The organism is Posidoniimonas polymericola (genome assembly GCF_007859935.1).
GTDB lineage: Bacteria > Planctomycetota > Planctomycetia > Pirellulales > Lacipirellulaceae > Posidoniimonas > Posidoniimonas polymericola.
Genome location: NZ_SJPO01000009.1, coordinates 244,504 through 268,623, shown reverse-complemented (window position 1 = coordinate 268,623; position 24,120 = coordinate 244,504). Strand labels below are relative to the sequence as shown.

The window sequence follows — 24,120 nt, the reverse complement described above, 5'->3', positions numbered from 1 at the left end:
GACATACGCCACCTCTACCACACACAGCCGCAATAGCGCAAGTTAAAATCGTGTGAAGGATTTACCGGACGCTACTGGGCGTTGCCCTAGGCTACGGTGGCGTTGGCCCGTGGCCAACGGGGGCCGCGCGTGATTCACCGGGGAGGTACCTGTGCCGCAGTCGCTGGTCGGCGGCGTGGCGGACCACGTGCACGTGCTGTTCGACATCGGCAGACTCGAGGCGCCCGCCAAACTGGTCGAGCACGCCAAGCGGGAGTCGTCGAAGTTCATCAAGACGCTCGGCGCCAAGTGCGGATCGTTCTACTGGCAACGCGGCTACGGGATGTTCTCGGTCAGCCCCACCCACCGCGACGAGGTCGAACGCTACGTTCGCCATCAAGAAGAGCACCACCGCACGCAGTCGTTTCAGGAGGAGTACCGGTCGTTCCTGGATCGCTACGGCATTGACTACGACGAACGGTACGTGTGGGATTGAGCCCACCGGCGAGCCCATTTGGCCAACGGCCAAAATCACCGTAGCCTAGGGCAACGCCCTAGGTGCCGGTGAGCGATGACCCCATTTGGCTGAAGGCCAAACTCAACCGTTGGTTTTGGGTTGAAGTTGGCTTTCAGCCAACGCATGCGCATGGTCAGTCGACCTAGGGCGGCACCCTAGGCTACGGTGGGGTTGGCCGTTGGCCAAGGGACGCGGATTCTCGGCGGGCGATCTCTTCGGCCAGGTAGGGCCGTACGTATCGGATGAGCACCTGGGCGAACAGCAAACCGCCGACCCCACCACCAACCGCGGCAGGCTATTGGACAGTTTAGCTACACCCCGGCGGGTTGCTTGGCGTCGTCCTTGGCCCGCTGGCGTTCCTTCCACACCTCCTCGATCACCTCGGCGCCGACCAGGCCGTACAGGCGGGGGCGGGGCGGGATGAGCGACGTGTCGACGTCCTCGTAGCTGAGGGTCGGCTCGCCGTTGGCGTCGAACGTGGCGATGGTGGACTTGAGCCACTTGTCGTTCTTCTGCTCGAAGGCGTCGCACCAGGCCTCGGCCTGGCGGCGGCGCTCGGCCGGGTCGTCGGCCTCGATGCCGGGCATGGTGAAGGCGGGCTTGAAGTGCGCGCCGCGGCACTCGTCGCGGGCCAGCGCGCCCTTGAGGATCGCCTTGGCCACCGGGAACATGTCCCGCAGGGCGCGGGTGTAGGTGATGTTCTGGTTGGTCCAGGCGCCGGTGTCGGACAGCGAGCAGTTGTTCGCCCGCTCGCACAGCTCGTTCACCTTGGCGAGGGCGCCGGTGAGCTGGTCGTTGTCGCGGACGACGGTGGCGGCCTTGGTCATCTCTTGCCCCAGCTCCTGGTGGATCAGGTAGGGGTTCTCGCCGCCCGGCTTGCTGTCGGAGATCATCGCCTTCTCGGTGGCGGTTTCCTCCGCGGCGGCGCTCTTGAGCAGCGAGTCGTACTGCTCGTCGCCGGCCGAGGCCTTGAGCGAGTTGAGGTGGGTCTCGATGCCGGGGCCGACGAACAGGCCGGTGAAGATGCACGACAAGAGCGAGTTGGCGCCCAGGCGGTTGCCGCCGTGGTACTGGTAGTCGCACTCGCCGATCGCGTACAGGCCGGGGACGTTGGTCTGCTGGTTGATCGGGTTGCCCGGGTCGAGGCCGCCGTCGGCGGTGCGGGCGTAGTCGGCCCACAGGCCGCCCATCGAGTAGTGCACGCCGGGGAAGATCTTCATCGGCGTGTCGCGCGGGTTCTCGCCGGTGAACTTCTCGTAGATGTTGAGGATGCCGCCCAGCTTGCGGTCGAGCTCGCTCCGCTCGATGTGCGTCAGGTCGAGGTAGACGCACTGCTTGTCGGACTCGACGCTCAGGCCCTCGTTGACGCAGACGTTGAAGATCTCGCGGGTGGCGATGTCGCGCGGCACCAGGTTGCCGTAGGTCGGGTACCGCTCCTCGAGGAAGTAGTAGCGGTCGGCGTCGGGGATGTCACGCGGCGCTCGGGGGTCCTGCGGCTTGCGGGGCACCCAGACGCGTCCCCCCTCGCCGCGGGCCGACTCGCTCATCAGCCGCAGCTTGTCGGCTCCGGGGATGGCGGTGGGGTGCACCTGGATGAACTCGCCGTTGGCGTAGCGGGCGCCGTGCCGCAGGGCGCGGCTCACGGCGCTGCCGTTGCAGGCCATGCTCATCGTGCTGCGGCCGTAGATCAGGCCGCAGCCCCCGGAGGCCAGGATCACCGCGTCGGCGCGGAATGAACGGATCTCCATCGTGACCAGGTTCTGCGCGACCGCGCCGCGGCACTGACCGTCGGCGTCGACCACGGGGCGGAGGAAGTCCCAGCCCTCGTACTTGGTGACCAGGCCCTCGACCTCCCAGCGGCGGACCTGCTCGTCAAGCGCGTAGAGCAGCTGCTGGCCGGTCGTGGCGCCGGCAAAGGCGGTCCGCTTGTACAGGGTGCCGCCGAAGCGGCGCTGGTCGCGGAAGCCCTCTTCGGTGCGGTTGAACGGCACGCCCAGGCGGTCCAGCAGGTTGATGATCCGCGGCGCCCAGTAGGCCATCTCCTTGACCGGCGGCTGGTGCTGCAGGAAGTCGCCGCCGTAGACGGTGTCGTCCAGGTGGAGCCACTCGTCGTCGCCCTGCTGGCGGGTGAGGTCGTTGACGCTGTTGATGCCGCCCTGTGCGCAGACGCTGTGCGAGCGCTTGACCGGAGTCAGGCTCATCAGGTCGACGTGGATGCCCTGCTCGGCCATCTTCATCGTGGCCGCGAGACCGGCGAGTCCACCGCCGACGACTAGAACGCGTTGCTGTGACATGCAGTCACCTTCGTAGGGTTCGGCCGAGGCACTCGACGCCCAAACTAGCGGCGTGCCGGCTGCTGCGGCTCAGAGTCTAGTAGTACGTGTCTAGGTAGTATTTAGTGATCTTCCGCTTCGCCTGCGTCGGCGGTTGGATCGTGGTAGCGTTTGTGCTCGTTGGGCATGATCGAGCCGGCCTCGACGCGGGCCTCGTACATGCGGTCCTCGGACTCGCGGATCGCCTCGACCGAGGTGTCGCCGGACGCGGTCGCGGGGTTTGTCGCGCCCCACAGGGCACTCATGCCGACCACCGCCAGCAGCACGCCAAACCCGGAGCAGATGACCAGGGCCCGGCTCTGCGCCTTGGGCGTGGTCCACGCGCCCCAGGTGATGCCCATGGTCCAGATGCCGTTGGCCAGGTGGAACACACAGGAGAGCACGCCGATGGCGTACAGCACCGGCACGACCACGCCGCTCATCGCGACCTTCAGCGTGCTGGCGGCATTGAACGGTGCGAACGCGGCCCCGCCCAGCGACTTGGCCATGTCGCGCCAAGCGTCGAAATGGAACCAGCCGTGGGTGTGGAACACGTGCGCCATGATGAACACAAAGGCGATCATGCCGGTCGCCCGCTGCATGGCGTACCGCCAGTTGGCGCCGTAGCGGTAGTTGCTGTTGTTCGGCAGCCCGCCCTTGATAATGACCACGCCGACCACCGCGTGGAACAGGATCGGCAAGAAGATGAAGGTCCACTCCACCAGCGGCAGCAGCTTGTCGCCCGAGTGGATCAGGTAGACGTTGTTCTGGAAGGTCTCGGCGCTGTTCAGCACGCTGGCGTTCACCAGCAGGTGCACGCACATGAAGGCGCCGACCGGGATCAGGCCCGAGAGCGAGTGCAGCCGGCGGATGAGGAACTCATGGCGCTGGAGAAACGACAACGAAGAATCAGCCACCAAAGTTCTCCCACCAAGAAAACGGAACTGCGTCGGAGAGCCGCGCCGGGGCGGGACCTCTTCGGTCGGGCTCCCGGCGTCGGATAACGAACGCCGCGGGCGTGGCAATTGCTTACTGCCAAACGCCTTAGGCACGCACAGTATAGAGCTTCGGTAGTGACTGACAAGCGGCGTTCGATGCGCGACAAACGGGTCCGTAGGTCTCGAATTCGGGGGCGCGCACAACAAGCCGGGCGGCAGAAGAGTCTGCCGCCCGGCGGGGAGTTGCTGGGTTGCGGTAGGCGCCGGCTAGCCGGTTGAGCCGGAGATCAGAAGCCGATCGACAGCCGGAAGCCGGGGCTGCTGCGGTAGTACGACTGCCGCGAGTAAGCGGGCGGGCCGTAGTAGGCCGAGTAGCCAACCGACCGCGGGTGGTAGCCGCCGCCGTAGTAGACGCTCCGCACATGGGGAGCCGGTGCGTAGTACGCGGCGCGGGGCGCCGGGCCGTAACCTCCGCCGTAGCCGTAGCCGCCGTGGCAGTGGTGAGGATGCCCGGCCTGCGCCTGCGACGCCATACCGAGGCTGCCGAGCGCCATGGCTCCGACAAACAGCGCGGCGAGGGTGATTTTCTTGAACATCGTTGCTCTCCATAACGACGCCTCACGGGGCAGGCGTCTGGTCACACTGGGATTGGTGTCGCGGCCCACGGCGACCCCTATTTCGCTAGAGTCAGGAAGCGACCTGCATGCCAAAGCGGCCCTAAAACGCTGTAAGGTTATTGAGGCAAATGGGTTGAGACGATTCTTGCCGCCCGGTCCGCTCCTTGCAGGGTCGAAAACTGTCGTCAAAACGATCCGATCGGACGTCGAAGCGATCGCACCGATGACTCAGTCGCCCTTCGCAATCGGACCGGCGGCAGACTTTTGGCACGGGCGTTGCATATTAGTTCTCGCATCAGAAGACCCTCGCCTACGGACGAAGAGGCATCGACCGGGGCCGGAACAGAGAACGAGGGGCCGGAAGATGAAGAGGAAGACGCAACGCGAAGTTGGAACCCATGGAACAGGAAGAGGTTAGAGCCAGCTTGTCCCTCCCCGAGCTGGCTACCCTCTGAGAGGTTCTCAACTTACAAGGCGAGCCGCACACTCGACAGCAATGTCAGTTGCGGCTCGCCTGTTGCGTTTTGGGTGTCTCAAAACGCAACATGTGTTGCAAACTGAAACACTCTTCGGGTGGGTCGATTGCTGCCCCAAAATCGATTTGAGAGAAATCAGCTGATTTTCTTCGAATCGGCAACAACGGCAGCACTTCCTGGCGAATCGACTCAGATGGCCTGTGATTTTAACCGCATCCGCGGGCAGTTCCTTTAGGTTCTGCAAGGCAGGTCGGCTACGATGCAAAGACACGCCAATCGTGTGTCCCTAACGGCAAATCGCCGGGGACGCACCCACTTCTCCTAGCAGCACTCTGACAACGAACGGGTCGAACGCAGTGCATCGACAACTCTCGGCTACCGCGCTGATTCTTGCTGGCTCCTTGTTGAGCCCCCTCTCGGCGTTGGCCGCCACCCGCGATGCGACGCCAGACCCGATCCCCGCTCAAACGCGGCTGATCGAGCAGCAGGTCCGCGCCGCCTGGCAGGACGCGGGGCTCGCTCCGTCCAAAGCGGCGACCGACGCAGAGTGGTGCCGCCGCGTGTACCTCGACCTGCTCGGCCGCATCCCCAGCGTCGACGAGCTGCAGCAGTACACGAGCGACCGCAGTGGCGACAAGCAGCTCAAGCTCGTTGATCGTCTGCTGGGCGACGAGTACCTCGCCGAGTTCGCCCGCAACTGGACCACGGTCTGGACCAACTTGCTGGTCGGCCGGACCGGCGGGGTCGACCGCAACTCGCTGGTCGACCGCTCCGGCATGCAGCAGTACCTGCGGCGGGCGTTCCAGAAGAACAAGCCGTACGACCAGATCATGCGCGAGCTGGTCTCCGCGACCGGCAGCTGCCGCCCCGGCGACGACGACTACAACGGCGCGGCCAATTTCCTGGCCGACAAGATGGAGGAGAACGGCATCCAGGCCACGGCCAAGACGTCGCAGATTTTCCTCGGCATGGCGGTGCAGTGCACGCAGTGCCACAACCACCCGTTCAACGAGTACAAGCAGAACCAGTTCTGGGAGATGAACGCCTTCTTCCGCCAGACCCGCATCCAGCGGAACCAGGCGGACGTCAACGACCGCTACGCGCGGATCGTCGACCGCGACTTCGCCGGCGAGGGGGGCGACCCCACCAAGGCCGAGCTGTACTACGAGCTCCGCAACGGCAAGCTGAAGGTCGCCTACCCGGTGTTCGTCGACGGGACCTCGCTCGCTGAGCTGTACGCCGACCAGGGCGAGGACTTCGGCGACAGCGGCTACCTGTCGGACATCAACCGCCGCGGGGAGCTGGCCGACCTGATCGCTGCCTCCGAGCTGTTCCCCCGCGCGATGGTCAACCGGATGTGGTCGCACTTCTTCGGCTACGGCTTCACCAAGCCGGTCGACGACATGGGCCCGCACAACTCGCCGTCGCACCCCGAGCTGCTCGGCAAGCTGGCCGACGAGTTCCGCGGCAGCAGCTTCAACCTCAAGCAGCTGATGCGGTGGATGGTGCTGTCCGAGCCGTACTCGCTGAGCAGCCGCGTGAGTCGCACGAACGACTCCGACGACCCCGCGGTCGGGTCGCGGCCGATGTTCAGCCACTTCTACTTGAGGCAGATGCAGGCCGAGCAGCTGTACGAGTCGCTGCTCGTGGCGACCAAGGCCGACGAGAGCCTCAGCTACGCCCAGCGAGAAGAGATGAAGCAACGCTGGCTCGCCCAGTTCAACACCGCCTTCGGCAACGACGAGAACGGCGAGGCGACCACCTTCAACGGCTCGATCCCGCAGGCGTTGATGATGATGAACGGCGACCTCATCCGCAGCGCCACCGAGTGCAAGCCCGGCAGCTTCCTGCACGAAGTCGCGATGAACGACCGGCTGAGCAACCCGCAGAAGATCACGCAGCTGTACCTCGCCGCGCTCGCCCGCGAGCCAGAGCGGGACGAGCTGGCGATCAGCAACAAGATCCTCGCCGCCCGCGGCGGTGAAGTGCCGGCCGCCCTGCAGGACGTGTGGTGGGCGCTCTTGAACACGAACGAGTTTATTTTGAATCACTAGGAAATCCCCCCCTCCCCTTGATGGGGAGGGGCCGGGGGAGGGGTGTAGCCCTGCTGGTTGGCAAAGCCACCGAATATCTGGATGGCCAAGCATCAGAGCGGGGCCTCCCCCCTCCCTAACCCTCCCCACCAGGGGGAGGGGACTACGGCGCGGTTTCGCCGCGAACTTACCGACACCGTCGCTCGCTCACGCACCTCACCCGCAGTAGCAGGTCCCTCATGCAACGCTTCGCCACGCCGACCGGAATGAGCCGTCGTCACTTTATGAGCCACATGGCGGGCGCCGCGGCGTTTGCCGGGCCGGCGCTGGCGATGACGCGCTCGCTGCAGGCCGGCGCCGAGACCATGCGCCGCAACCACAAGTCGGCCATCCTGCTGTGGATGGGGGGCGGCCCGCCCACGATCGACATCTGGGACCAGAAGCCCGGCGCGCCGACCTCTGGCCCGTTCGCCCAGATCGGGACCAACGGCAACGCCCAGATCTGCGAGCACCTGCCGCAGATGGCCAGCCACATGGACAAGCTGTCGATCGTCCGCAGCATGAGCACCCGCGAGGCCGACCACGGCCGCGGCACCTACTACATGCACACCGGCTACGTGCCGAACCCCAACATCGAGCACCCCAGCTACGGCTCGGTTGTCGCGCACGAGCTCGAGCCGTTCGCCAAGGACCTGGAGATCCCGCCGTTTGTGTCGATCGGCGGCTCGAGCGCCGGCCCCGGCTTCCTCGGCATGAGCTACGCGCCGTTCCAGGTCGACTCGAATGGCCGCGTGCGGAACCTCGAGATGCGGCTGGAGGACCGCCGCATGGCCCAGCGGCTCGCCCTGCTCGACACGGTTGAGCAGCGGTTCATCAACCAGCGCCGCGGCAACTCGGCCGTGGAGCACGCCCGGGTGCTCGACAAGACCCGCTCGCTGCTCTCCAGCGACCAGATGGCGGCCTTCAACGTGATGAGCGAGCCCGAGTCGGTCCGCGAGCAGTATGGCAACGGCGGCTTCGGCCGCGGCTGCCTGCTCGCCCGGCGGCTGGTCGAGGCGGGCGTGCCGTTCATCGAGGTCGGCTTTGGCGGCTGGGACCTGCACCAGAACTGCTTCGACACGCTCACCACCAAGCTGCCCGAGATGGACAAGGCGATGGCCGCCCTGATGCAGGACCTCACGCAGCGCGGCCTGCTCGAGGACACCGTGGTGATCTGGATGGGCGAGTTCGGCCGCACCCCGCGGATCAACGACCGCACCGGCCGCGACCACTACGCCCGGGCGTGGAGTGCCGTGGTGGGCGGCGGCGGCCTGAACGGCGGCCTGGCGATCGGCGAGACCAGCGCCGACGGCTCCCGCGTCGTAACCGAGCCCTACGCCGCCGAGGATCTGATGGCGAGCGTCTGCCAGGGCCTGGGCATCTCGCTGCAGACCACGTTCACCTCCGGCAACGGCCGGCCGATGAAGATCGCCAACGGCGGCAAGCTGATCCCCGAGCTGTTTGGGTAGGCGCTGGTTGGAGGCCGCTGGGCGCTAGTTCTCAGTAGCCGACGGATTACATCCGTCGGAGGCCCCGGTGTTCGGTGACGACTGACGTAGGCCGTAACAAGCGGCAGCGCGATTCCGGCGCTTGCAGGCTGGCGACGCGCTCAACCGGCGCAGGACGATGAAGCCGACGCAGGCTCGCTTCGTCGCCTAGCAGAGTGACAGAATCATGAACGCAAATCGCCACCGAAAAAGGCCGAACTCTTGCAACCACAACTTGGGCAAATGCCGTTTCTTGCGAACTGATGAATAGCTAATCCATCTGGCAGCTCTTGCGAACACTTTCGGCACTTAAGGCGGTTCGATATCTGCTTCCGATAGTTGTCGCAGCGAAACTCCCACATGAAGTGTGCGAAAAACGCAAGAAACACAGTACTTATCAGGGCAGCATTCAGTCCTTCGCTACGGAACCCAGTCAGGAACTCTGCGACCAACAGAGTAGTCAGAATCGCTGCCAGCAGTGTTCCATACAGTGCTAGTATTCCGACAGCGACGCTCTCGGATTCGTCAACTATCTGTGACACAACCCGGAGGTCAGCCTCATCAAGGGAACGTCGCTCCTCCAGTAGAGCAACTATCCGCTTGCCTTCGTGTTCTAGTGCACTATTTGAATGCCATAGCTTCATCTGTTTCCCCAGGCACACTCGATGCCAATCCTCTGCTGGCCGGCTACATCATACCCGACGGGGCGTAACACTGCCGCCAACCCGCGTCGGCGTGAAACTCCTGCGCACACGGGTAGCACCGACTTTCGTTCGCCCCGCGGCCGGCCAGCGGGTTGATTCATTCGAACGAACGTCGGTGGGCGGAGCCCAAGAGGCATTGCCGGTCCAAGCATCGCTTGCGACTCGATCGCCATTTGTCGCAGGCGACACCGACGTTCGCCCGATCCACCTCGATCGGCTGGCGAACCTCCTCGCGGGCGAAAGTCGCTGCCACACGCTCGTTCAGTAGCCGATGGATTCCATCCATCGGAGGCCCCGGTGAAGGATTTGCGTATTGGGCAACCTCAACCGCGGGGTCGTCCGACGGATGTAATCCGTCGGCTAGGGAGAGTGGGCTTGAGAGCTGAAGGGCATCGCCAACTTTGGGTTCTCTTCTGCCTTGACCTTTCCCCGCAATCTCAACGCTTTTCGGTAGAGGCGCCCTGCCCCGCGCGGTCAAATAGGGCAGGCTCGCCGATCTGTCGACGCCCCGCTTGAAACGGGGACAGCGACTGTCTTAGCGATCAAGTGTTTAGGGGCATTTTTGCCAAGGTTGTTTCTCTCGGAGGATGGCGTTGAGGATGCAGAGGAGTTTTCTCATGCAAGCGACCAGGGCGACCTTCTTTCTCTTCCCGGCCTTTTGCAGGTGTTGGTAATGCTGTTTGATCACCGGGTTATGCTGGGTGGCGACCAGGGTGGCCATGTAGAGGGCCGAGCGAACGCTCGCCCGGCCGCCGGCGGTGGTCCGCTGGCCGCGTCGCTTCCCGCTGTCGTGGTTAATCGGGGCGACCCCGACCAACGCGGCGATCTGCTGCCGAGAGCAGCCGCCCAGCTCGGGCAACTCGGCGAGCAGGGTGAACGCCGTTTGGGTTCCGACGCCGGGCACGCTCTGCAGCAGGTCCTCCTTCTCACGCCAGACGGGCGTCTGCCGAATCGTTTCGTGCAGCTGCTGGTCAAGGGCTCCCAGTGTTTGTGGAGGGTGTTGATCACGGACTGGATCGTCTTGCGAACCAGCTTGCTGGTTGTCTGCTGCAGCCGGTTCTTCTCGGTGGTGAGCATGCCAACCAGCTGCCGTCGGCGGGCGATCCGCTGCTGCAATTCCAGCTGTTTTTCGCTCGGCAGCGGTCGCCGCTCCGGCTGTACAGCGCGGCCGAATTGGGCCAGCACCGCCGCGTCGATGGCGTCGGTCTTCGCCAGCCTGCCGGTCGCCCGCGCAAAGTCACGGACCTGCCGCGGGTTCACCACCACGACCGGCAGCCCGGCCCCGGCCAGCTCGGCCACCGCGGCGCGTTCGTAGCCGCCGGTCGCTTCGAGGATGATCGAGGCGATCGGCCAAGCCGAGAGGTCGCGGACCAAGCCCTGCAGCCCCCCGGGGTCGTTGCCCCACTGCGAGACGCCCTCGGGCGTGGCCACGTCCAGCTTCTCTTTCGAAACGTCAATCCCAATCACGACGGGTTCCATGAGAGCTTCCCTTACTTGCATACGCGGGCTTGCCAGGCAGCGGCCCAGGCGACTGTTCGGGATCCCACTCAAAACGCCGGCCGGGATCCTGCTGTCCCACGGCCTGGCGGCCTCAGGCACATCGATCTCGCGACCGGCGGCGGCTCTGCTTCGTTCGCTACGCTCACTCAGCAGAGCCGCTCAACTCTCTAGCAGCCTCCATATATACTCAATAATACAAGGTACAAGGCACGCGACCGCAGGTGAGTCGAGCCAAAGGCATGGGGTTGCTGTGCGGTCGAGAGCCAGTCCCCAATTCAAGCTCACCTGGCGTTGTCGTTAGGGAGCCAGACTTTTGTCCGCGGTGGCGCGCACTATCGGCCAAAAGTCGGATCTAGAAATCGGAGGGCAAGACAGCAGACGCTGCTATCGCAGGGGGAAACGAGTGCGGGCGCTCGAGATGGGAGCCGACTTTTGTCCCTATCAATGGATGTCGGAATAGGGGACAAAAGTCCGGAGACCGAACTGACCCAATGCCGGCCTTCAAACCGGCTTGGTCCCTTTGGCTTCGTCATTGGTCATTCGCCTGCCACCTGGAGCCGAAAGCCGGGCGGCGAGTGTACAATAGAGTAGCGGGGCGCCCTGCCCCGGAGGCGAGTCTCCTTCAACGCGTTGCCAGGCTATGAACAACCCAACCGATCACATCGCGGAGCTGGTCTCCCTGCCCACCGAAGCCCAGGCGATGATTGTCGTCGGCGCCCTCGAGAACGAGGGGATCAAGTCGACCGCCGTGGGCGGGTACACCGCCGGCTTCAAGGCCGAGGCGCCCGGCTGGGTGAAGGTGATGGTCGCCGAGGAGGACCTGCCGGTCGCCCAGAACACGCTCGCCAAGCTGAAGCAGGAGACCGCCGAGATCGACTGGTCCACGGTCGACGTTGGCGAGCCGGAGGACGGCGAAGCGTCCGACGACGGGGAATAGGGCTAAAGCCGCAACAATCCGGCGTTTCTTGAGATCGGGCTCGCCACGGGCCATAATGGTCGCTCGCTCACCGACTCCGCGAGCGATCCTCCTACCCACGACAGGCCCACCCATCATGAACCGCTTTGTTTCGATTTGCATGCTCCCATTGTTCGCCCTTGCCGCTGTCGCCGCCCACGCCAGCGAGTACCTACCCGGCATCGAGTGGCCCGAGCCGCCGGTCGTGACGCCGGGCGAGAAGAACAGCGATCCGCCGTCGGACGCGCTGGTGCTGTTCGACGGGACCAGCAAGTCGGCGTTCGACAACGCGGATAACTGGAAGGTCGAGGACGGCGTGCTGATTGCCGGCCAGGGGGCGCTGGTGACCCGCGAGAAGTTTGGCGACTGCCAGCTGCACATCGAGTGGTCGGCCGCGGTACCGGTGAAGGGCAACGGTCAGGGCCGCAGCAACAGCGGCGTGTACTTCATGTCGCAGGCCGAGGGGGTCGGCTACGAGGTGCAGATCCTCGACTCGTACCAGAACCCGACGTACTTTGACGGTCAGGCGGGCGCGATCTACAAGCAGCAGCCGCCGATGGTCAACGCGATGCGTCCGCCCGGCGAGTGGAACGCGTACGACGTCATCTGGACCGCGCCGCGGTTCAACGCCGACGGCTCGCTCAACAGCCCGGCGTACATGACCGTCATCCACAACGGCGTGCTGCTGCAGAACCACACCGAGCTGGCCGGCAAGTCGGCGTGGGACACCCCGCCGGCGTACACCGCGCACCCCGACCGGCTGCCGCTCCGGCTGCAGGACCACGGCAACCCGGTGCGGTTCCGCAACATCTGGATCCGCGACTACAAGAAGCTCGAGGGGAAGCAGGTCGCGGAGCCGCGTTTTCGCTAGCACCGCCAGCAGCTAGCGCCGGCGACGCCGTGACAGGTAATTGGGTGGTACGCCCTTTAAGGGCGTGGAGATTCACCAGCGGGGCGACCACGACCTTGAAGGGCGTGCCACCTGGCGTCGGGCGCTGCTTCCAAGCTCCGCATTGACGCCGGCCGGTGGATTTTCTATTAACCGCCACATGGACCGGTTCCCCCTGTACTCGCTGCGCGCCCCGCTGTTGGTGTTGCCTTGTTTGGCGACGCTGTGCGGCGTGGTTGGTTGCCAGAACAACCAGCAGGCGTACCGCGATATTTACCTTCGCGAGCTCCGCCTGCAGGAGGACGAGATCTACCGCCTGGAAGACTGTATCCAGGAGTACCAGGGGATCATCCGGAACTACCGGGCCGAGGCCCAGCAGCTCAAGGCGACGACCGACTCGGCGGGCGCGGTAACGCCCCGCCCGGCTCCGACGGCGCCGCGTAGCCTGCTCGACGGCGCCGGCACGCCGGCCGACCGCCGCAGCCCGGGGCTGCAACGGATCGACCCGCCCGCCGCCGACAACCTGAGCGAAGAAGAAGACTCGTTGTTTGACGTGCCGTCGATCGATCTGGGCGAGCCGATGGCGGCCCCGCCCGGAGCGGCCGCCGATCCGGTTGAACCGCCGCCGCTTGGTGTGCCGGCGCAAGACCCGCCGCCGCTGCCGCAGCGTTCGGCTCCGCCAGCGGGGGCGCCGCCGATCGATATCCCGCCACTCGACGAGCCTCTCGGAGGCGGCGACGTCGCGCCGCTGCCCGACGCTCGCTACACCCCGGCCGAGGAGCTCCCGCCGCTGAGCCAGTCGCGCCCGGAACCGAACAACCCGACGGCGCCGATCGAGTCCGAGCCCGACGGGGCAGGACCCGAGTTTGCCGCCGTGCTCCCGACCGAGCCGCTCGGCGGGCTGACCGTTCATGGCTACGCCGGGCCGGCGCTCGACTCGGGCGAGCCGACCCTGGTGACCTTGATCCGACTGCGGACGCTGCTGGGCGAGCCGACCGGGTTCGCGGGTCAGGCGTCGCTGATGCTGATTGATCCGCGGGTCGGCGAGGACGGCCAGAAGCTGGCGCGGTGGGATTTTTCGGCTGATGAGGTCGCCGCCTCGTGGCGCGCCGACGCGTCGCAGCCGGTGCTCGACCTGGCGGTTGTGCTGCCGAGCGGCGTGCCGCTTGATGAGGAACTTGAGTTGTGGGTGCGGCTGGTTGACGAGCCGAACGACCAGAAATTGCTCGACCAGACGCCAGTGACGCTGGGCCGGCTGGCGAGCCTCGACGAGGCGACCCTGGCCGTCGCACCGCCGGCAGAGGCCGCCGAGCCGCCAACCGAGGATGACAAATCGGGCGGTTGGCGGGCCAGCGAACGGGCGAACCTGGTGGCTGTCCAGCAGGACGCCGCCGATTCGGGCTGGCGCCAGTCGGACGAACCGGTCGAGCCCCGCAAGATCCGCCTCGCGTCGCACAACGAGCCGTCGCCGCTGCCGCTGCCCGGCGCCGCCCCCGCGGCGACCCCAGCCGCCAAGGCCGCTGCGCCGGCCGGCGGGGTCATGGACTGGTCGCCGAACCGCTAGGCGGCGGGTGCGACTCGCCGCTGGGCTCCCTGCCGTTGTCGCCTGCACCAAAGCGGGCCCCGTGCGGGGCGATTGCATCGCGTCGGCAAGGTCGCGATACTGACGGCTTCTTTAATCCTCCCTCTCTTTGCGGCTGGGGCGGCTGCCTGGCAGACCCGCCCCCACCACCGGGCCGCGACAGGCAACCTCGTTATGACCTACTTTATCGGCGTCGACATCGGCGGCACTACCAGCACCCTCGCCATCGGCGACGAGTCGCGGCAGGTGGTGGCCGTGAGCGACCAGTTCCCGACCGCGCCCCAAGACGGTCCGGGTGCGGTCATCGCGGCGATTGTGCGTCAGGCGTCGGTTGAGCTCGAGCGGCTCGGCGCCACGCTCGAGAACGTGCCGTTTGTCGGCCTGGCGACCCCCGGCCCGGCGACCCAGGACGGCGTGCTGCTCAAGACCCCCAACCTCGACCCGAAGCAGTGGGACCGGTTTGGCATCCGCGAGGAGCTGGAGAAGGCGTTCCGGGCGGTCTCGCCGCGGCTGGAGGTGTGCTACATCGGCGACGGCCAGGCGGCGGCCCTGGGCGAGTTCGCCATCCGCAACCGCTCGCTCTCGTGGGACGGCGCGCCGGCCGACAAGCTGCCGGCGGAGGACCTGCACTCGCTGTTCATGGTCATCGTCGGCACCGGCTTCGGCGGCGGCGCGGTGGTCGACGGCAACCCGCTCCGCGGCAAGGAGGGCCGGGCGGGCCACGTCGGGCACATCCTGCTGCCGGAGTACGCCTTCCGCCACGACCACGACCGCCAGCTGGTGGTCGGCAACGCCAAGTCGACCGCCGAGTCGGCCGTGTCGCTGACGGGGCTGACGCACCAGCTCGAGTACCGGCTGACGCTGCCCGAATGGGCCGACCACAAGCTGAACGCCGCGGGCGGCACGACCAAGGAGAAGGCGCGGCAGCTCCGCGAGCTGGCCGCCGCCGGCGACCCGCTCGCGGTCGAGCTGTTCGACGACCAGGCCAGGGCCCTGGGGCTGGCGATGCTGAGCGTCAACTACCTGGGCGACTACGACCGGCTGGTGATTGGCGGCGGCGTGTGCGACCTGGCGTCCGACGTCCGCGACCGCTACCGCCTGACCGCCGAAGAGTCGTACCGCGAGCACGCGCTGGACGGCTTCCGCAACCTCGACCGGCTGGAGTTCTCGGTCTGCGGCGACGCCGCGCCGGTGATCGGCGCGCTGGCCTGGGTGCTGCCCTGACCCAAGGGGGGAAGGCCGAAGTGGTAAAGGGGGAGCGCTTCGTGCTCGGCCCGCCCTCGGCTGCTCTCTAACCTCCTTCCGACTTCCCACCTCCCCCTTCGTATGCCCCAGATCCAACTCAACAGCGTCACGATAGGCTTCCGCGGTCCCCCCCTGCTCGACGAGGTGAACTGCGTCATTGAGCCGGGCGACCGGATTGGCCTGCTGGGCCGCAACGGCGCCGGCAAGACCACGCTGATGCGGTTGCTCAGCGGGCAGCTCACGCCCGACCATGGCGACGTGGTCGTCGCGCCGGGGACCCGCGTCGCGCAGCTCCGCCAGGACGTGCCTCAGGACATCGACAGCGACATCGCGGCGGTCGTTCGGCAGGGCCTGCCGGCGAAGCTCGAGGAGTGGGAGGCCGACCACGCGGTCGAGAAGGTGCTCACCCGCATGAACCTCGACGCCGACGCCCGCTTCGAGGGGCTGTCGTCCGGCATGAAGCGGCGGGTGCTGCTCGCCCAGGCGATTGTCGGCGAGCCCGACATGCTGCTGCTCGACGAGCCGACCAACCACCTCGACATCGACGCCATCAACTGGCTGGAGCAGTTCCTGTCGGGCTGGCGGGCGACCCTGCTGTTTGTCACCCACGACCGCGAGTTCCTCCGCCGCCTGGCGACCCGCATCCTCGAGATCGACCGAGGCCAGCTGTTCGACTGGTCCTGCGACTACGACACCTTCCTGATCCGCAAGGAGCAGGCGCTGGCCGCCGAGGAGAAGCAGAACGCGCTGTTCGACAAGCGGCTGGCCGAGGAGGAGAAGTGGATCCGCCAGGGCATCAAGGCCCGCCGCACCCGCAACGAGGGCCGCGTGCGGGCGCTCAAGCAGCTGCGTGTCGAGCGGAGCGAGCGGCGGGACAAGCTCGGCACGTCGCGGCTGGCGATCCAGGAGGCGGGCCGCAGCGGCGCGCTGGTGGCCGACGCCAAAGACGTGTCGTTCCGCTACGGCGACCACACCGTGTTCGAAGGACTCACCACCACGCTGATGCGGGGCGACAAGGTGGGCGTGATCGGCCCCAACGGCGCCGGCAAGACCACCCTGCTGCGGACGCTGCTCGGCGAGCTCCAGCCGACCGAGGGCGAGGTCCGCCTGGGCACCAACCTCGAGCTGGCGTACTTCGACCAGCTCCGCGGGCAGCTCGACCCGGAGAAGACCGTCCAGGAGAACATCGGCGACGGCTACGACACGATCAACGTCGCGCTGCCGGACGGCAAGCAGTCGGCGCGGCACATCATCGGCTACCTGCAGGACTTCCTATTCACACCCGACCGCGCCCGCACGCCGGTCAAGCTGCTCAGCGGCGGCGAGCGGAACCGCGTGCTCTTGGCCAAGCTGTTCAGCAAGCCGGCCAACATCATCGTGCTCGACGAACCGACCAACGACCTCGACGCCGAGACCCTCGAGCTGCTCGAGGAGAAGCTGATCGACTTCTCCGGCACGCTGCTCGTAGTGAGCCACGACCGGGCGTTCCTCAACAACGTGGTGACCAGCACGCTGGTGTTCGAGGCCGACGGGGTCAAGGACTACGACGGCGGTTACGACGACTGGCTCCGCCAGCGGAAGCCCGCCGAGCCGACTCCCGCGGCGGAGCCCAAGCCGAAGGCGGCCGAGAAGCCGGCCCCCAAGGCCGACCCGACCAAGAAGCTGTCGTACAACGAGCAGCGGGAGCTGAAGTCGCTGCCGGCGCTGATCGAGAAGCTGGAGGGTTCGATCGCCGCCCTGCACGAGGAGATGGCCGACCCGGCCTTCTACCAGCAGGACGCCAAGCTGATCCGGGTAAAGCAGGCCGAGGAGGCCGAGCAGCAGCAGCAACTGGCCGAGGCGTACGCCCGGTGGGAGTCGCTCGAGTCCTGAGAACCGGCACGACTCGTCCTCCAGTAGGGATTGCCGCACGCCGAGCTCCGCTCGTTGGCGGTGGGCTATCCTTCTCTACGTCCCGGAATTCTCTCGGGCGGCCCCTAGCTTCGACCCACTAGGCAGAGGACCTCCCGCATGGCGACCGCCAAAGACCTGATGAGTGACGCCGTGCGCGGCGTGCAAGTCACCGCCACGATGCGCGAGGCGATCGCGCTGCTCGCTCACCACGGGCTGGCGGGACTGCCGGTGATCGACGCGTCGGGCGCGCTGCAGGGGATGGTCTCGCAGTACGATATCCTGGCGTCTTTCTCGGACCCCGCCCTGATGGACGCGCCGGTGGTCGATCACATGACGACCAACACCGTGACGCTCGACCAGAGCGACTCGATCGAGTCGATTGCCGAGAAGTTCAAGGAGACCCGCGTCCAGCGGGCGCCGGTCGTCAACGGCGCGAGCGTCGTGGGCATGGTCTCGCGGACCGACCTGGTGAACTACCTGGCGCAGTTCGTTTAGGCCGCGTGGCGGCTGCTCAGGGGACGCCCACCCGTTGTGGGGCTACGCGTACTATTCATGACTGCGCGGCGAAGGAACCCGCCGCATTGAGCCTGCTCACACGGAAACCGGCCATCCGTTGGTCGGCCTCGGTCCATTGGCGGCGCAGAGATTAATAGCCGCGACTGCCGCCGAGGTCTACCAGCGGTAGCGGGCTCCCGTCTGGCGTGCGGTAGAGCGAGAAGTCCGTTGTGTCGACAGTGAACACTTCAATCCCGGCATTGGCCCCGGCAACGTGCATCAAGCAGGCGTCGGCAAAGTCAAACCGCTGATCCTCGTAGCGGTGAAGGATCTCGCTGACCGCCTGCAGATCAGCGCCACCGAGCGGGTGAAGCAGCAGGTGCGTTCCTCGGGCGGCCTCGAGCAGGCGTTGCACCTTCCCAGGCTGATTGCGTAGGTGGTAGGCCGCTTCGGTGATTACCGGCAGGCAGGTCAGAAAGGGCAGCTGCAAGCGAGCGAATACGAGCTTGATGCCGGCGTGGTGTTGGTCGCGTTCATGGAACAATGCGACCAACGGTCCGGTGTCAATCAGGGTTAACGTCTTGGCCATCCCGTCCGAAGCCTTCCATGTGCTTAGGATTTGTCGAGAGGTCGTTGGGGCCGTCCTTGATGCACCCCACCAAGCCTAGGCGTTCGAACGCTTCCAGCGCGTTCTGATCAAGGGAACGATCGACGGTCGTATCGTCTTGTTCAACGAGGTGCAAGAGGTACGCGGCGACGTCGTCGCCGAAGCCGCTCGCGGCGGCCTTGGCGGATACGACCGTGTCGTTGGGCTCGGGGAAGTTGACGTGCATACCCTTATTCTCGCATTCTCAGCTCGCTAAGTCAAAATCTTGAGCCCTATTTGGCCGTTGGCTGCTCTGCGAACGCCGCCACAAGGCCCGCAGCTCCCCGCTGAGCGACTTTGCCACGGTCCTGCGGTAGGGCGAGTCGGCCGGCAGCTCGGCCATCAGCCGGCGGTGCGCGGAGCCCATCGCGTGGTACGGCATCGACGGGAAGATGTGGTGCAACGCGTGGTAGCGCGAGCCAACCGGCGCCCACAGCCACGCAAGCGACCGCGGGCTGTCGTAGTTGACGCTGTCGAGCATCTGCTCGACGAAGGTCATCTGGTTGTGCTCGTCGTTGTGCCAGCGGTGCGAGCCGAGCGTCCGGGCCGCGTTGACGGTCACCACCAGCACGCCGGTCAGGTACGCCTGCAGCAGCACCCAGGGGCTCACGAGCCCGTTGTGGAACGCGCCGCGGTACAGCAGCACGGCGGCCGCCGCGATGTACAGGAAGGTCAGCACCTCCTGCCGACGGATCAGCCGCAGCGCCTTGGCCGTGGGGTAGGGACGCAGGTAGGTGGGGTCGATCACCATGCTCGAGGCGTGCGTCATCACCCACCGACGCAGCGGCCCATTGAACCAGGTCAGCGGGGTCAGCACGCCGAACCGGACCACCGCCAGCACCGGGATGATCAGGCTCTGCGCCATATAGCCGACGATGCACCACGGCGAGCGGTGCGACAGCGGCAGGTACTCGCCGTCCTGGTGCGTGCCGTAGTGCCGCCGCCGGTGGTGGTCGACGTGCGTCAGGTACACGAACGAGGGGATCAGAAACGGCACGCCGCACAGCATGTTCCACGTCTTGCGGAACACGCGGAACTCGTGCTCCGGGATGTGCGTCAGCTCGTGGATGAACAGCCCGCAGCGGTAGATCAGCGCGCTCGAAAGAAAGAAGCAGGCGATCCGCGCCGGCCAGCCAAGCGTCACCGCCGCCGACCCCCAGCCGATCGTGGGGCTGCAGACCAGCTGGTACGCCAGCATCGCCGTCGTCCAGCTGACCAGCAGGTCGGCCCAGTACACGATCGGGTCCGGTTTGAACCGCTGGCCGACAATCGTCCGGGCTTGGGCGAGCGAGAACTCCGGCCGTGCGGCCGCGACCGGCGGCGACGGCTGCCCCGCGGCCGGCCGCTTCGGCGCCCGTTCAGGGTCCTGCGGGGCCAGCACCAGGGGCTGGTCGGCCCAGGCAGAATTGGCGTCGGTGTTTTGCGGGAGCAGCATGGCGGCGACTCGTTCGCACGGCCCTTGGGCCGGTGCAATTGGGGAGGCTGGATCCAATGCGGGGCTACCTGGCGGCGGCGGTGCAACCGCGCCAGGCCGCAGGGTCGCCGGCTCCGCCCGCTGTCAGGGCGGGCCGCGGCGATCGGGCTTGGGTGGGGTGACCGTAGCGACCGATAGCAATCCGGTCGTGCGTCCCGGCCGGCGGGTGGAGCGGGCCGGGCGGGCTGGCTAAACTGCGTAATTGGCTTAGCAGCCCTGTAACGATTGGTCGGCGCCGCGACGCTGCTGATTGCAGCCGATCTGAGTTATGCCGCCGCCGCCGCGACCGACCGATTCCGATTTTGCGGGACACCCCCTCGTTACCGCCTCGAACCTCGTTAGGCGTTTGCTTTGGAAAACGTAGTCATCACCGGATACGGCATTGCCTGCCCGCTGGGCGTTGGCCGCGAGCAGGTCTGGTCGTCGATCGAGCAGCGCCGCAGTGGGGTGCGCGTCTACGAGCGGATGGCCGGCACCGACTGGCCGATCCCGTTTGGCGGCATCATCCGGGACGAGGATTTTGATCCCAAGGAGTGGGTCAAGCCGCGCAAGAGCCTCAAGGTCATGGCGCGGGAGATCCAGCTAGCATTCGCCGCCGGCGAGCAGGCGTGGGACCACGCCGCCCTTGAGGACGCTACGGTCGACCCCGAGCGGATGGGCGTGGTGTTCGGCGCCGGTCTGATGTACTGCCCCCCCGAAGAGCTGGAAGCCAGCTACCAGGCCTGCCTGAGCGAAGACGGCCGGTTCGACTACGAAAGCTGGGGCCCGGTCGGCATGCGCGAGCTGTTCCCGCTGTGGATGCTCAAGTACCTGCCGAACATGTCGGCCTGCCACACCGGCATCCGCCGCGACGCCCGCGGCCCTACCAACACCATCGCCCACGGCGACGCCTCGAGCCTGATGGCGCTGTCCGAGGCCGCCAGCATGATCCAGCGCGGCGCGACGGACGTCATGTTTGTCGGCGCCAGCAGCAGCCGCCTGAACCAGCTCGACCCGCTGTGGCGCGAGGGCGCCGCGGCCTGGAAGGCAGGCGTCGACCCGGCCGAGGCCTGCCGCCCGTTTGACCGTGCACGCACCGGCGCGGTCTGCGGCGAGGGCGCCGGCGTGATCGTGCTCGAGAACCAGCGCCACGCGCAGCGCCGCGGGGCCAACATCATCGCCCGGGTCGCCTCGGTCGCGGTCCGCAACGAGGGCCGGCCGCCGAAGAGCGTCAAGCAAGGCCGCGCGATCGTGAACGCCGTGAACGCCGCCCTCGAGCAGGCCGGCGTCACGCCCGACGAGTTGGCGTTTGTCAGCGCCCACGCGTGCGGCTCGGTCGAGCAGGACGAGGTCGAGGCCGCCGCCCTCCGCGCGACGATCGGCGACGCGCCGGTCACGGCGCCCAAGTCGTTCTTCGGCAACACCGGCGCCTCGGGCGGCTCGGTCGAGATGGCGGTCACGCTCTCCGCCATCGAGCACGGCGCCATCCCGCCGACCCTCAACTACGAAACGCCCGACCCCAATTGCCCGGTGAACGTCGCGGCCGAGCAGACGCCCTTCGACAAGCCCGCTGTGCTGAAGCTCAACTACAACCTGATGGGCCAGGCCGTGGCGACCGTGCTGGTGGTTGAGTAGCTTTCGGTCGAGTTAAGTCGGCCAACGGCCTACCTCATTGTGGCCTACTACGGTGCGTATGGCCTTCGGCCAACGACAACGGTCGCGCTACTCCCGCCCTTCCGCCAGCGCCGCTTCCCGGCGTTCCCCTTGACATTCTAGGGAAGCCTCTGTACCATTCCCCTAGAACAACCAGGGGAGTGCCGACGGAGCTGCCGATTATGGCGAAGCCAGACACAAAACGCCGGGCCGACCTTCTGCAGGGCACGCTCGATATGCTCATCCTCAAGACCCTCACGGCGGGCCAGATGCACGGCTACGCCATCGCCCGCAGCATCCAGCAGTCCAGCCAGGACGCGCTGGTGGTCGAGGAGGGCTCGCTCTACCCGGCCCTGCACCGCATGGCCCGCCGCGGCCTGATCGAGCACGAGTGGGGGCTCTCCGAGTCCAACCGCCGTGCCAAGTACTACAAGCTCACTGGTGCGGGCCGCAAGCAGCTCAAGGCCGACACCGAGCGGTGGAGCAGCTTCTCCGCAGCGATTGGTCTGATCCTGAACCCGCCCGCCGTGCAGGCCTAGTACGATGCTCCTTCAGCAAACCATCGGCCGGCTGTTTCCTCTCGCTTCCCAGTCACTCGCTGCCCGGTCGCGCGCCGACATCGACGCCGACATCCGCGACGAGCTGAAGTTCCACCTGGAGATGCGGGCCGAGGAGAACGTGCGCCGCGGCATGTCGGCGGACGACGCGGCGCGTGAGGCGCGCCTCCGCTTTGGCGATTTTGAGGACTGCCGCCGTGCGTGCCTCAGCGTCGACCTCGGGCCGCGCCGCTGGCTGCTACTGGGCCAGGCCGCGCTCTTGTCGCTGCTGCTCGGCGTGGTCGTCTACCAGGCCGTAGCCGCCGTGCAGTTCCGCGCGAGCAGCGCCGCCCAGATCGAGGCCCTGACCGCCCAGATCGAACAGCTCCAGGCCGCGGGGGCGTCGTCGACGGCGGGGGGCTCGTCCGGCGACACGCCGCTGCCTGCGGGCTGGGCTCCGGCCCAGGCGCTCGCGCAGCCGTGGAGCGACTGGAGCCGCCTCGACTTGCCTGCTACCGAGTTTGCCGCGGAGATCCCCTAGCCGTTTACTCGAACGGTTTCTCGCATGTCCCGCGCTCTCTGCACCTGCATGGTGACTATCGCCTTGGCGGTCTTTGCGACCACCGCCGCCGCCAAGACCGAACTCCTCAAGCACGACGACGGCAGCCAGGAGGGTAAGCGGAGCATGACCGGCGGCATGCACTCCGTGCGGTTCGAGTGCCCCGAGGGCGAGTGGCGGCTCACCGGGATCCGCCTCCACGGCTCGCGGTACGGCGCCGGCCAGGCCCCCAATGAGGACTTCCTCGTCCTGGTCACGAATGAGGACCACTCGCAGCAGATCGAGATCAAGCAGCCCTACTCGCTCTTCGAGCGTGGGCCCGAGAAGTGGGTCCGCATCAACTTCGATCCGGTCGCCGTAAGCGGCGCGTTCCATGTCGCGGTGTTCTTCAACCCGACCCGAACCAAGGGGGTCTACGTCGGGATCGACGAGGGCTCGTCTGCGAACTCGTTTGTCCGCACGGCTTCCGACCCCTCGGCCGCGGGCGACAAGCTGGACGGCGAGTGGATGATCCGCGCCTACCTGACCGACGACACCGCCGGCGCCGCCCGCCGTCTGATGACAAACGAGCAGCGCACTGAGCAGCAGGCCGACCGCGAGCAGTCAATCGAGCGCGAGCTGCTCGGCGACGCCCGCAGCCTCACGCTCAAGCACGACGACGGCCCCACCGACGACCACATGAACATCCAGGGCGCCTGCTACACGGTCGGTTACGAGACCCCCAAGAACGTCGAGGCGTACGTCTGGCAGGTGCAGATCTACGCCTCGCAGTTCGGCCGTGAGCACGACAGCGAAGCCGTCAGCGGCGACGTCTACGTCCTTGACCAGGACCGCAACATCCTCAGCCGGACCACCTTCCCCTACAGCGTCGCGACGCAGCGGAAGGACTGGATCTCGATCCCGACGCTCCCCACCAAGGTGCAGGGCAGGTTCTACGTGAGCGTCGACGCCCACGGGAAGAACAACAAGGGCCTTTACCTCGGCTACCGCGACGACCCCGAGCAAACGGTCGCCTCGTCCGACAGCCGCGAGGGGGACGCCATCCGGCCGGCCGAGTGGTCGGGCCGCTTCAGCAATATGCAGTGGCTGATCCGGGTGAAGGTCGCCGACCGGCCGGTGGTTTACCCGGGGCCGTAGCCCATTCGGGGTGGCAGGCGTCAACGAAGGTGCACGGCGCTGCTGCTACTACATACGGCGTCAAGATCGTAGCTCAGGAGTTTGACGCAGTTACAGATCGGAAACACTCAGACTCTAGCCTCGGAAATAGTTGCGGGCATGAATTGCCAGATACTGCTATGCATCACCTGACTGCAAATACGGAGGTCCATCACTTCGGATTCTTGACCACGAGTAGCCCGCACACTCCGGGTGGTCAGCTCGAAACTGCCTACGCATCGCCGGGCTGTCAAACCAACGCCGGTGCAGCCAACAGTCGATTCGCTCTGCGTCAGCTGCTACCTGATTGTCCGCTGAAGGAAGCGTGAACGGATGCCAGCCTGTGCATATCCGGTATCGGATTGCATAAACGGCCCCCGTATATGTCATGGCTAGTCCAGCGGATACCTCGTTTATCTGCAGGAAGAAGTCATTGCGTCCTCCCTCGCTAGTTCCG

19 protein-coding genes and 1 pseudogene are annotated in these 24,120 nt (G+C 66.4%); 13 read left to right on the top strand and 7 right to left on the bottom strand.

Annotated features, from left to right (window positions below; translation table 11 throughout):
• Nucleotides 1-151: 151 nt before the first annotated feature.
• Nucleotides 152-475, top strand: a complete 324-nt coding sequence (locus tag Pla123a_RS18535) for a transposase (protein WP_146589716.1) — start codon at nt 152-154, stop codon at nt 473-475.
• A gap of 332 nt (nt 476-807) precedes the next feature.
• On the opposite strand, the gene sdhA is transcribed toward Pla123a_RS18535, so the two are convergent.
• From sdhA to Pla123a_RS18520, 3 genes are all read right to left on the bottom strand, one after another.
• Nucleotides 808-2,790 (bottom strand): succinate dehydrogenase flavoprotein subunit, encoded by a 1,983-nt coding sequence (gene sdhA / locus Pla123a_RS18530; protein WP_146589714.1) that lies wholly within the window; start codon nt 2,788-2,790, stop codon nt 808-810.
• A gap of 101 nt (nt 2,791-2,891) precedes the next feature.
• Nucleotides 2,892-3,725, bottom strand: coding sequence for a succinate dehydrogenase cytochrome b558 subunit (locus Pla123a_RS18525; protein ID WP_146589712.1), 834 nt, complete (start codon nt 3,723-3,725; stop codon nt 2,892-2,894).
• 308 nt (nt 3,726-4,033) lie between these two features.
• Nucleotides 4,034-4,342: a hypothetical protein gene (locus Pla123a_RS18520; RefSeq protein ID WP_197528103.1), complete on the bottom strand. Its 309-nt coding sequence runs from the start codon at nt 4,340-4,342 to the stop codon at nt 4,034-4,036.
• Between the two features lie 853 nt (nt 4,343-5,195).
• Here Pla123a_RS18520 and Pla123a_RS18515 point away from each other — a divergent pair.
• Complete coding sequence (locus Pla123a_RS18515; RefSeq protein ID WP_146589710.1) at nt 5,196-6,893, top strand: DUF1549 and DUF1553 domain-containing protein; 1,698 nt, start codon at nt 5,196-5,198, stop codon at nt 6,891-6,893.
• A 218-nt stretch (nt 6,894-7,111) separates the two neighbouring features.
• Complete coding sequence (locus tag Pla123a_RS18510; protein WP_231956537.1) at nt 7,112-8,380, top strand: DUF1501 domain-containing protein; 1,269 nt, start codon at nt 7,112-7,114, stop codon at nt 8,378-8,380.
• Between the two features lie 1,272 nt (nt 8,381-9,652).
• On the opposite strand, the pseudogene Pla123a_RS18505 reads toward Pla123a_RS18510, so the two are convergent.
• Nucleotides 9,653-10,581, bottom strand: a pseudogene (locus Pla123a_RS18505) (IS110 family transposase).
• Between the two features lie 661 nt (nt 10,582-11,242).
• Here Pla123a_RS18505 and Pla123a_RS18500 point away from each other — a divergent pair.
• The 6 genes from Pla123a_RS18500 (at nt 11,243) to Pla123a_RS18475 (ending at nt 17,661) form a co-directional block, all read left to right on the top strand.
• A complete protein-coding gene (locus Pla123a_RS18500; protein WP_197528102.1) occupies nt 11,243-11,539 on the top strand; it encodes a hypothetical protein in 297 nt (98 codons plus the stop codon).
• 115 nt (nt 11,540-11,654) lie between these two features.
• Nucleotides 11,655-12,428, top strand: a complete 774-nt coding sequence (locus tag Pla123a_RS18495) for a 3-keto-disaccharide hydrolase (protein ID WP_146589708.1) — start codon at nt 11,655-11,657, stop codon at nt 12,426-12,428.
• A gap of 178 nt (nt 12,429-12,606) precedes the next feature.
• On the top strand, nt 12,607-14,010 hold the full coding sequence (locus Pla123a_RS18490) for a hypothetical protein (RefSeq protein ID WP_146589707.1): 1,404 nt from the start codon (nt 12,607-12,609) through the stop codon (nt 14,008-14,010).
• A gap of 192 nt (nt 14,011-14,202) precedes the next feature.
• Complete coding sequence (locus tag Pla123a_RS18485; RefSeq protein ID WP_146589705.1) at nt 14,203-15,252, top strand: ROK family protein; 1,050 nt, start codon at nt 14,203-14,205, stop codon at nt 15,250-15,252.
• Between the two features lie 102 nt (nt 15,253-15,354).
• Nucleotides 15,355-17,145: an ATP-binding cassette domain-containing protein gene (locus Pla123a_RS18480; RefSeq protein WP_146589703.1), complete on the top strand. Its 1,791-nt coding sequence runs from the start codon at nt 15,355-15,357 to the stop codon at nt 17,143-17,145.
• 138 nt (nt 17,146-17,283) lie between these two features.
• Entirely contained in the window at nt 17,284-17,661 is a 378-nt protein-coding gene (locus tag Pla123a_RS18475) for a CBS domain-containing protein (protein ID WP_146589701.1), read from the top strand.
• A 151-nt stretch (nt 17,662-17,812) separates the two neighbouring features.
• On the opposite strand, the gene Pla123a_RS18470 is transcribed toward Pla123a_RS18475, so the two are convergent.
• Genes Pla123a_RS18470 through Pla123a_RS18460 form a run of 3 tightly spaced genes read right to left on the bottom strand, consistent with a single transcriptional unit; the run spans nt 17,813 to nt 19,742 of the window.
• Complete coding sequence (locus Pla123a_RS18470; RefSeq protein WP_146589699.1) at nt 17,813-18,250, bottom strand: type II toxin-antitoxin system VapC family toxin; 438 nt, start codon at nt 18,248-18,250, stop codon at nt 17,813-17,815.
• Nucleotides 18,225-18,494, bottom strand: coding sequence for a hypothetical protein (locus tag Pla123a_RS18465; protein ID WP_146589697.1), 270 nt, complete (start codon nt 18,492-18,494; stop codon nt 18,225-18,227). The genes Pla123a_RS18470 and Pla123a_RS18465 overlap by 26 nt, the downstream gene beginning before the upstream one ends.
• A gap of 18 nt (nt 18,495-18,512) precedes the next feature.
• Nucleotides 18,513-19,742 carry a fatty acid desaturase family protein gene (locus tag Pla123a_RS18460; protein ID WP_146589695.1) on the bottom strand — a complete coding sequence of 410 codons (1,230 nt, stop codon included), beginning with the start codon at nt 19,740-19,742 and terminating at the stop codon, nt 18,513-18,515.
• Nucleotides 19,743-20,132: 390 nt separating this feature from the next.
• Here Pla123a_RS18460 and Pla123a_RS18455 point away from each other — a divergent pair, with 390 nt between their 5' ends.
• From Pla123a_RS18455 to Pla123a_RS18440, 4 genes are all read left to right on the top strand, one after another.
• Nucleotides 20,133-21,395, top strand: a complete 1,263-nt coding sequence (locus Pla123a_RS18455; RefSeq protein WP_146589693.1) for a beta-ketoacyl-[acyl-carrier-protein] synthase family protein — start codon at nt 20,133-20,135, stop codon at nt 21,393-21,395.
• Between the two features lie 200 nt (nt 21,396-21,595).
• Nucleotides 21,596-21,952 carry a PadR family transcriptional regulator gene (locus Pla123a_RS18450; RefSeq protein ID WP_146589691.1) on the top strand — a complete coding sequence of 119 codons (357 nt, stop codon included), beginning with the start codon at nt 21,596-21,598 and terminating at the stop codon, nt 21,950-21,952.
• Between the two features lie 4 nt (nt 21,953-21,956).
• Nucleotides 21,957-22,490 carry a permease prefix domain 1-containing protein gene (locus tag Pla123a_RS18445; RefSeq protein WP_146589689.1) on the top strand — a complete coding sequence of 178 codons (534 nt, stop codon included), beginning with the start codon at nt 21,957-21,959 and terminating at the stop codon, nt 22,488-22,490.
• Between the two features lie 24 nt (nt 22,491-22,514).
• Entirely contained in the window at nt 22,515-23,645 is a 1,131-nt protein-coding gene (locus Pla123a_RS18440) for a hypothetical protein (RefSeq protein WP_146589687.1), read from the top strand.
• The last annotated feature ends 475 nt before the right edge of the window (nt 23,646-24,120 follow it).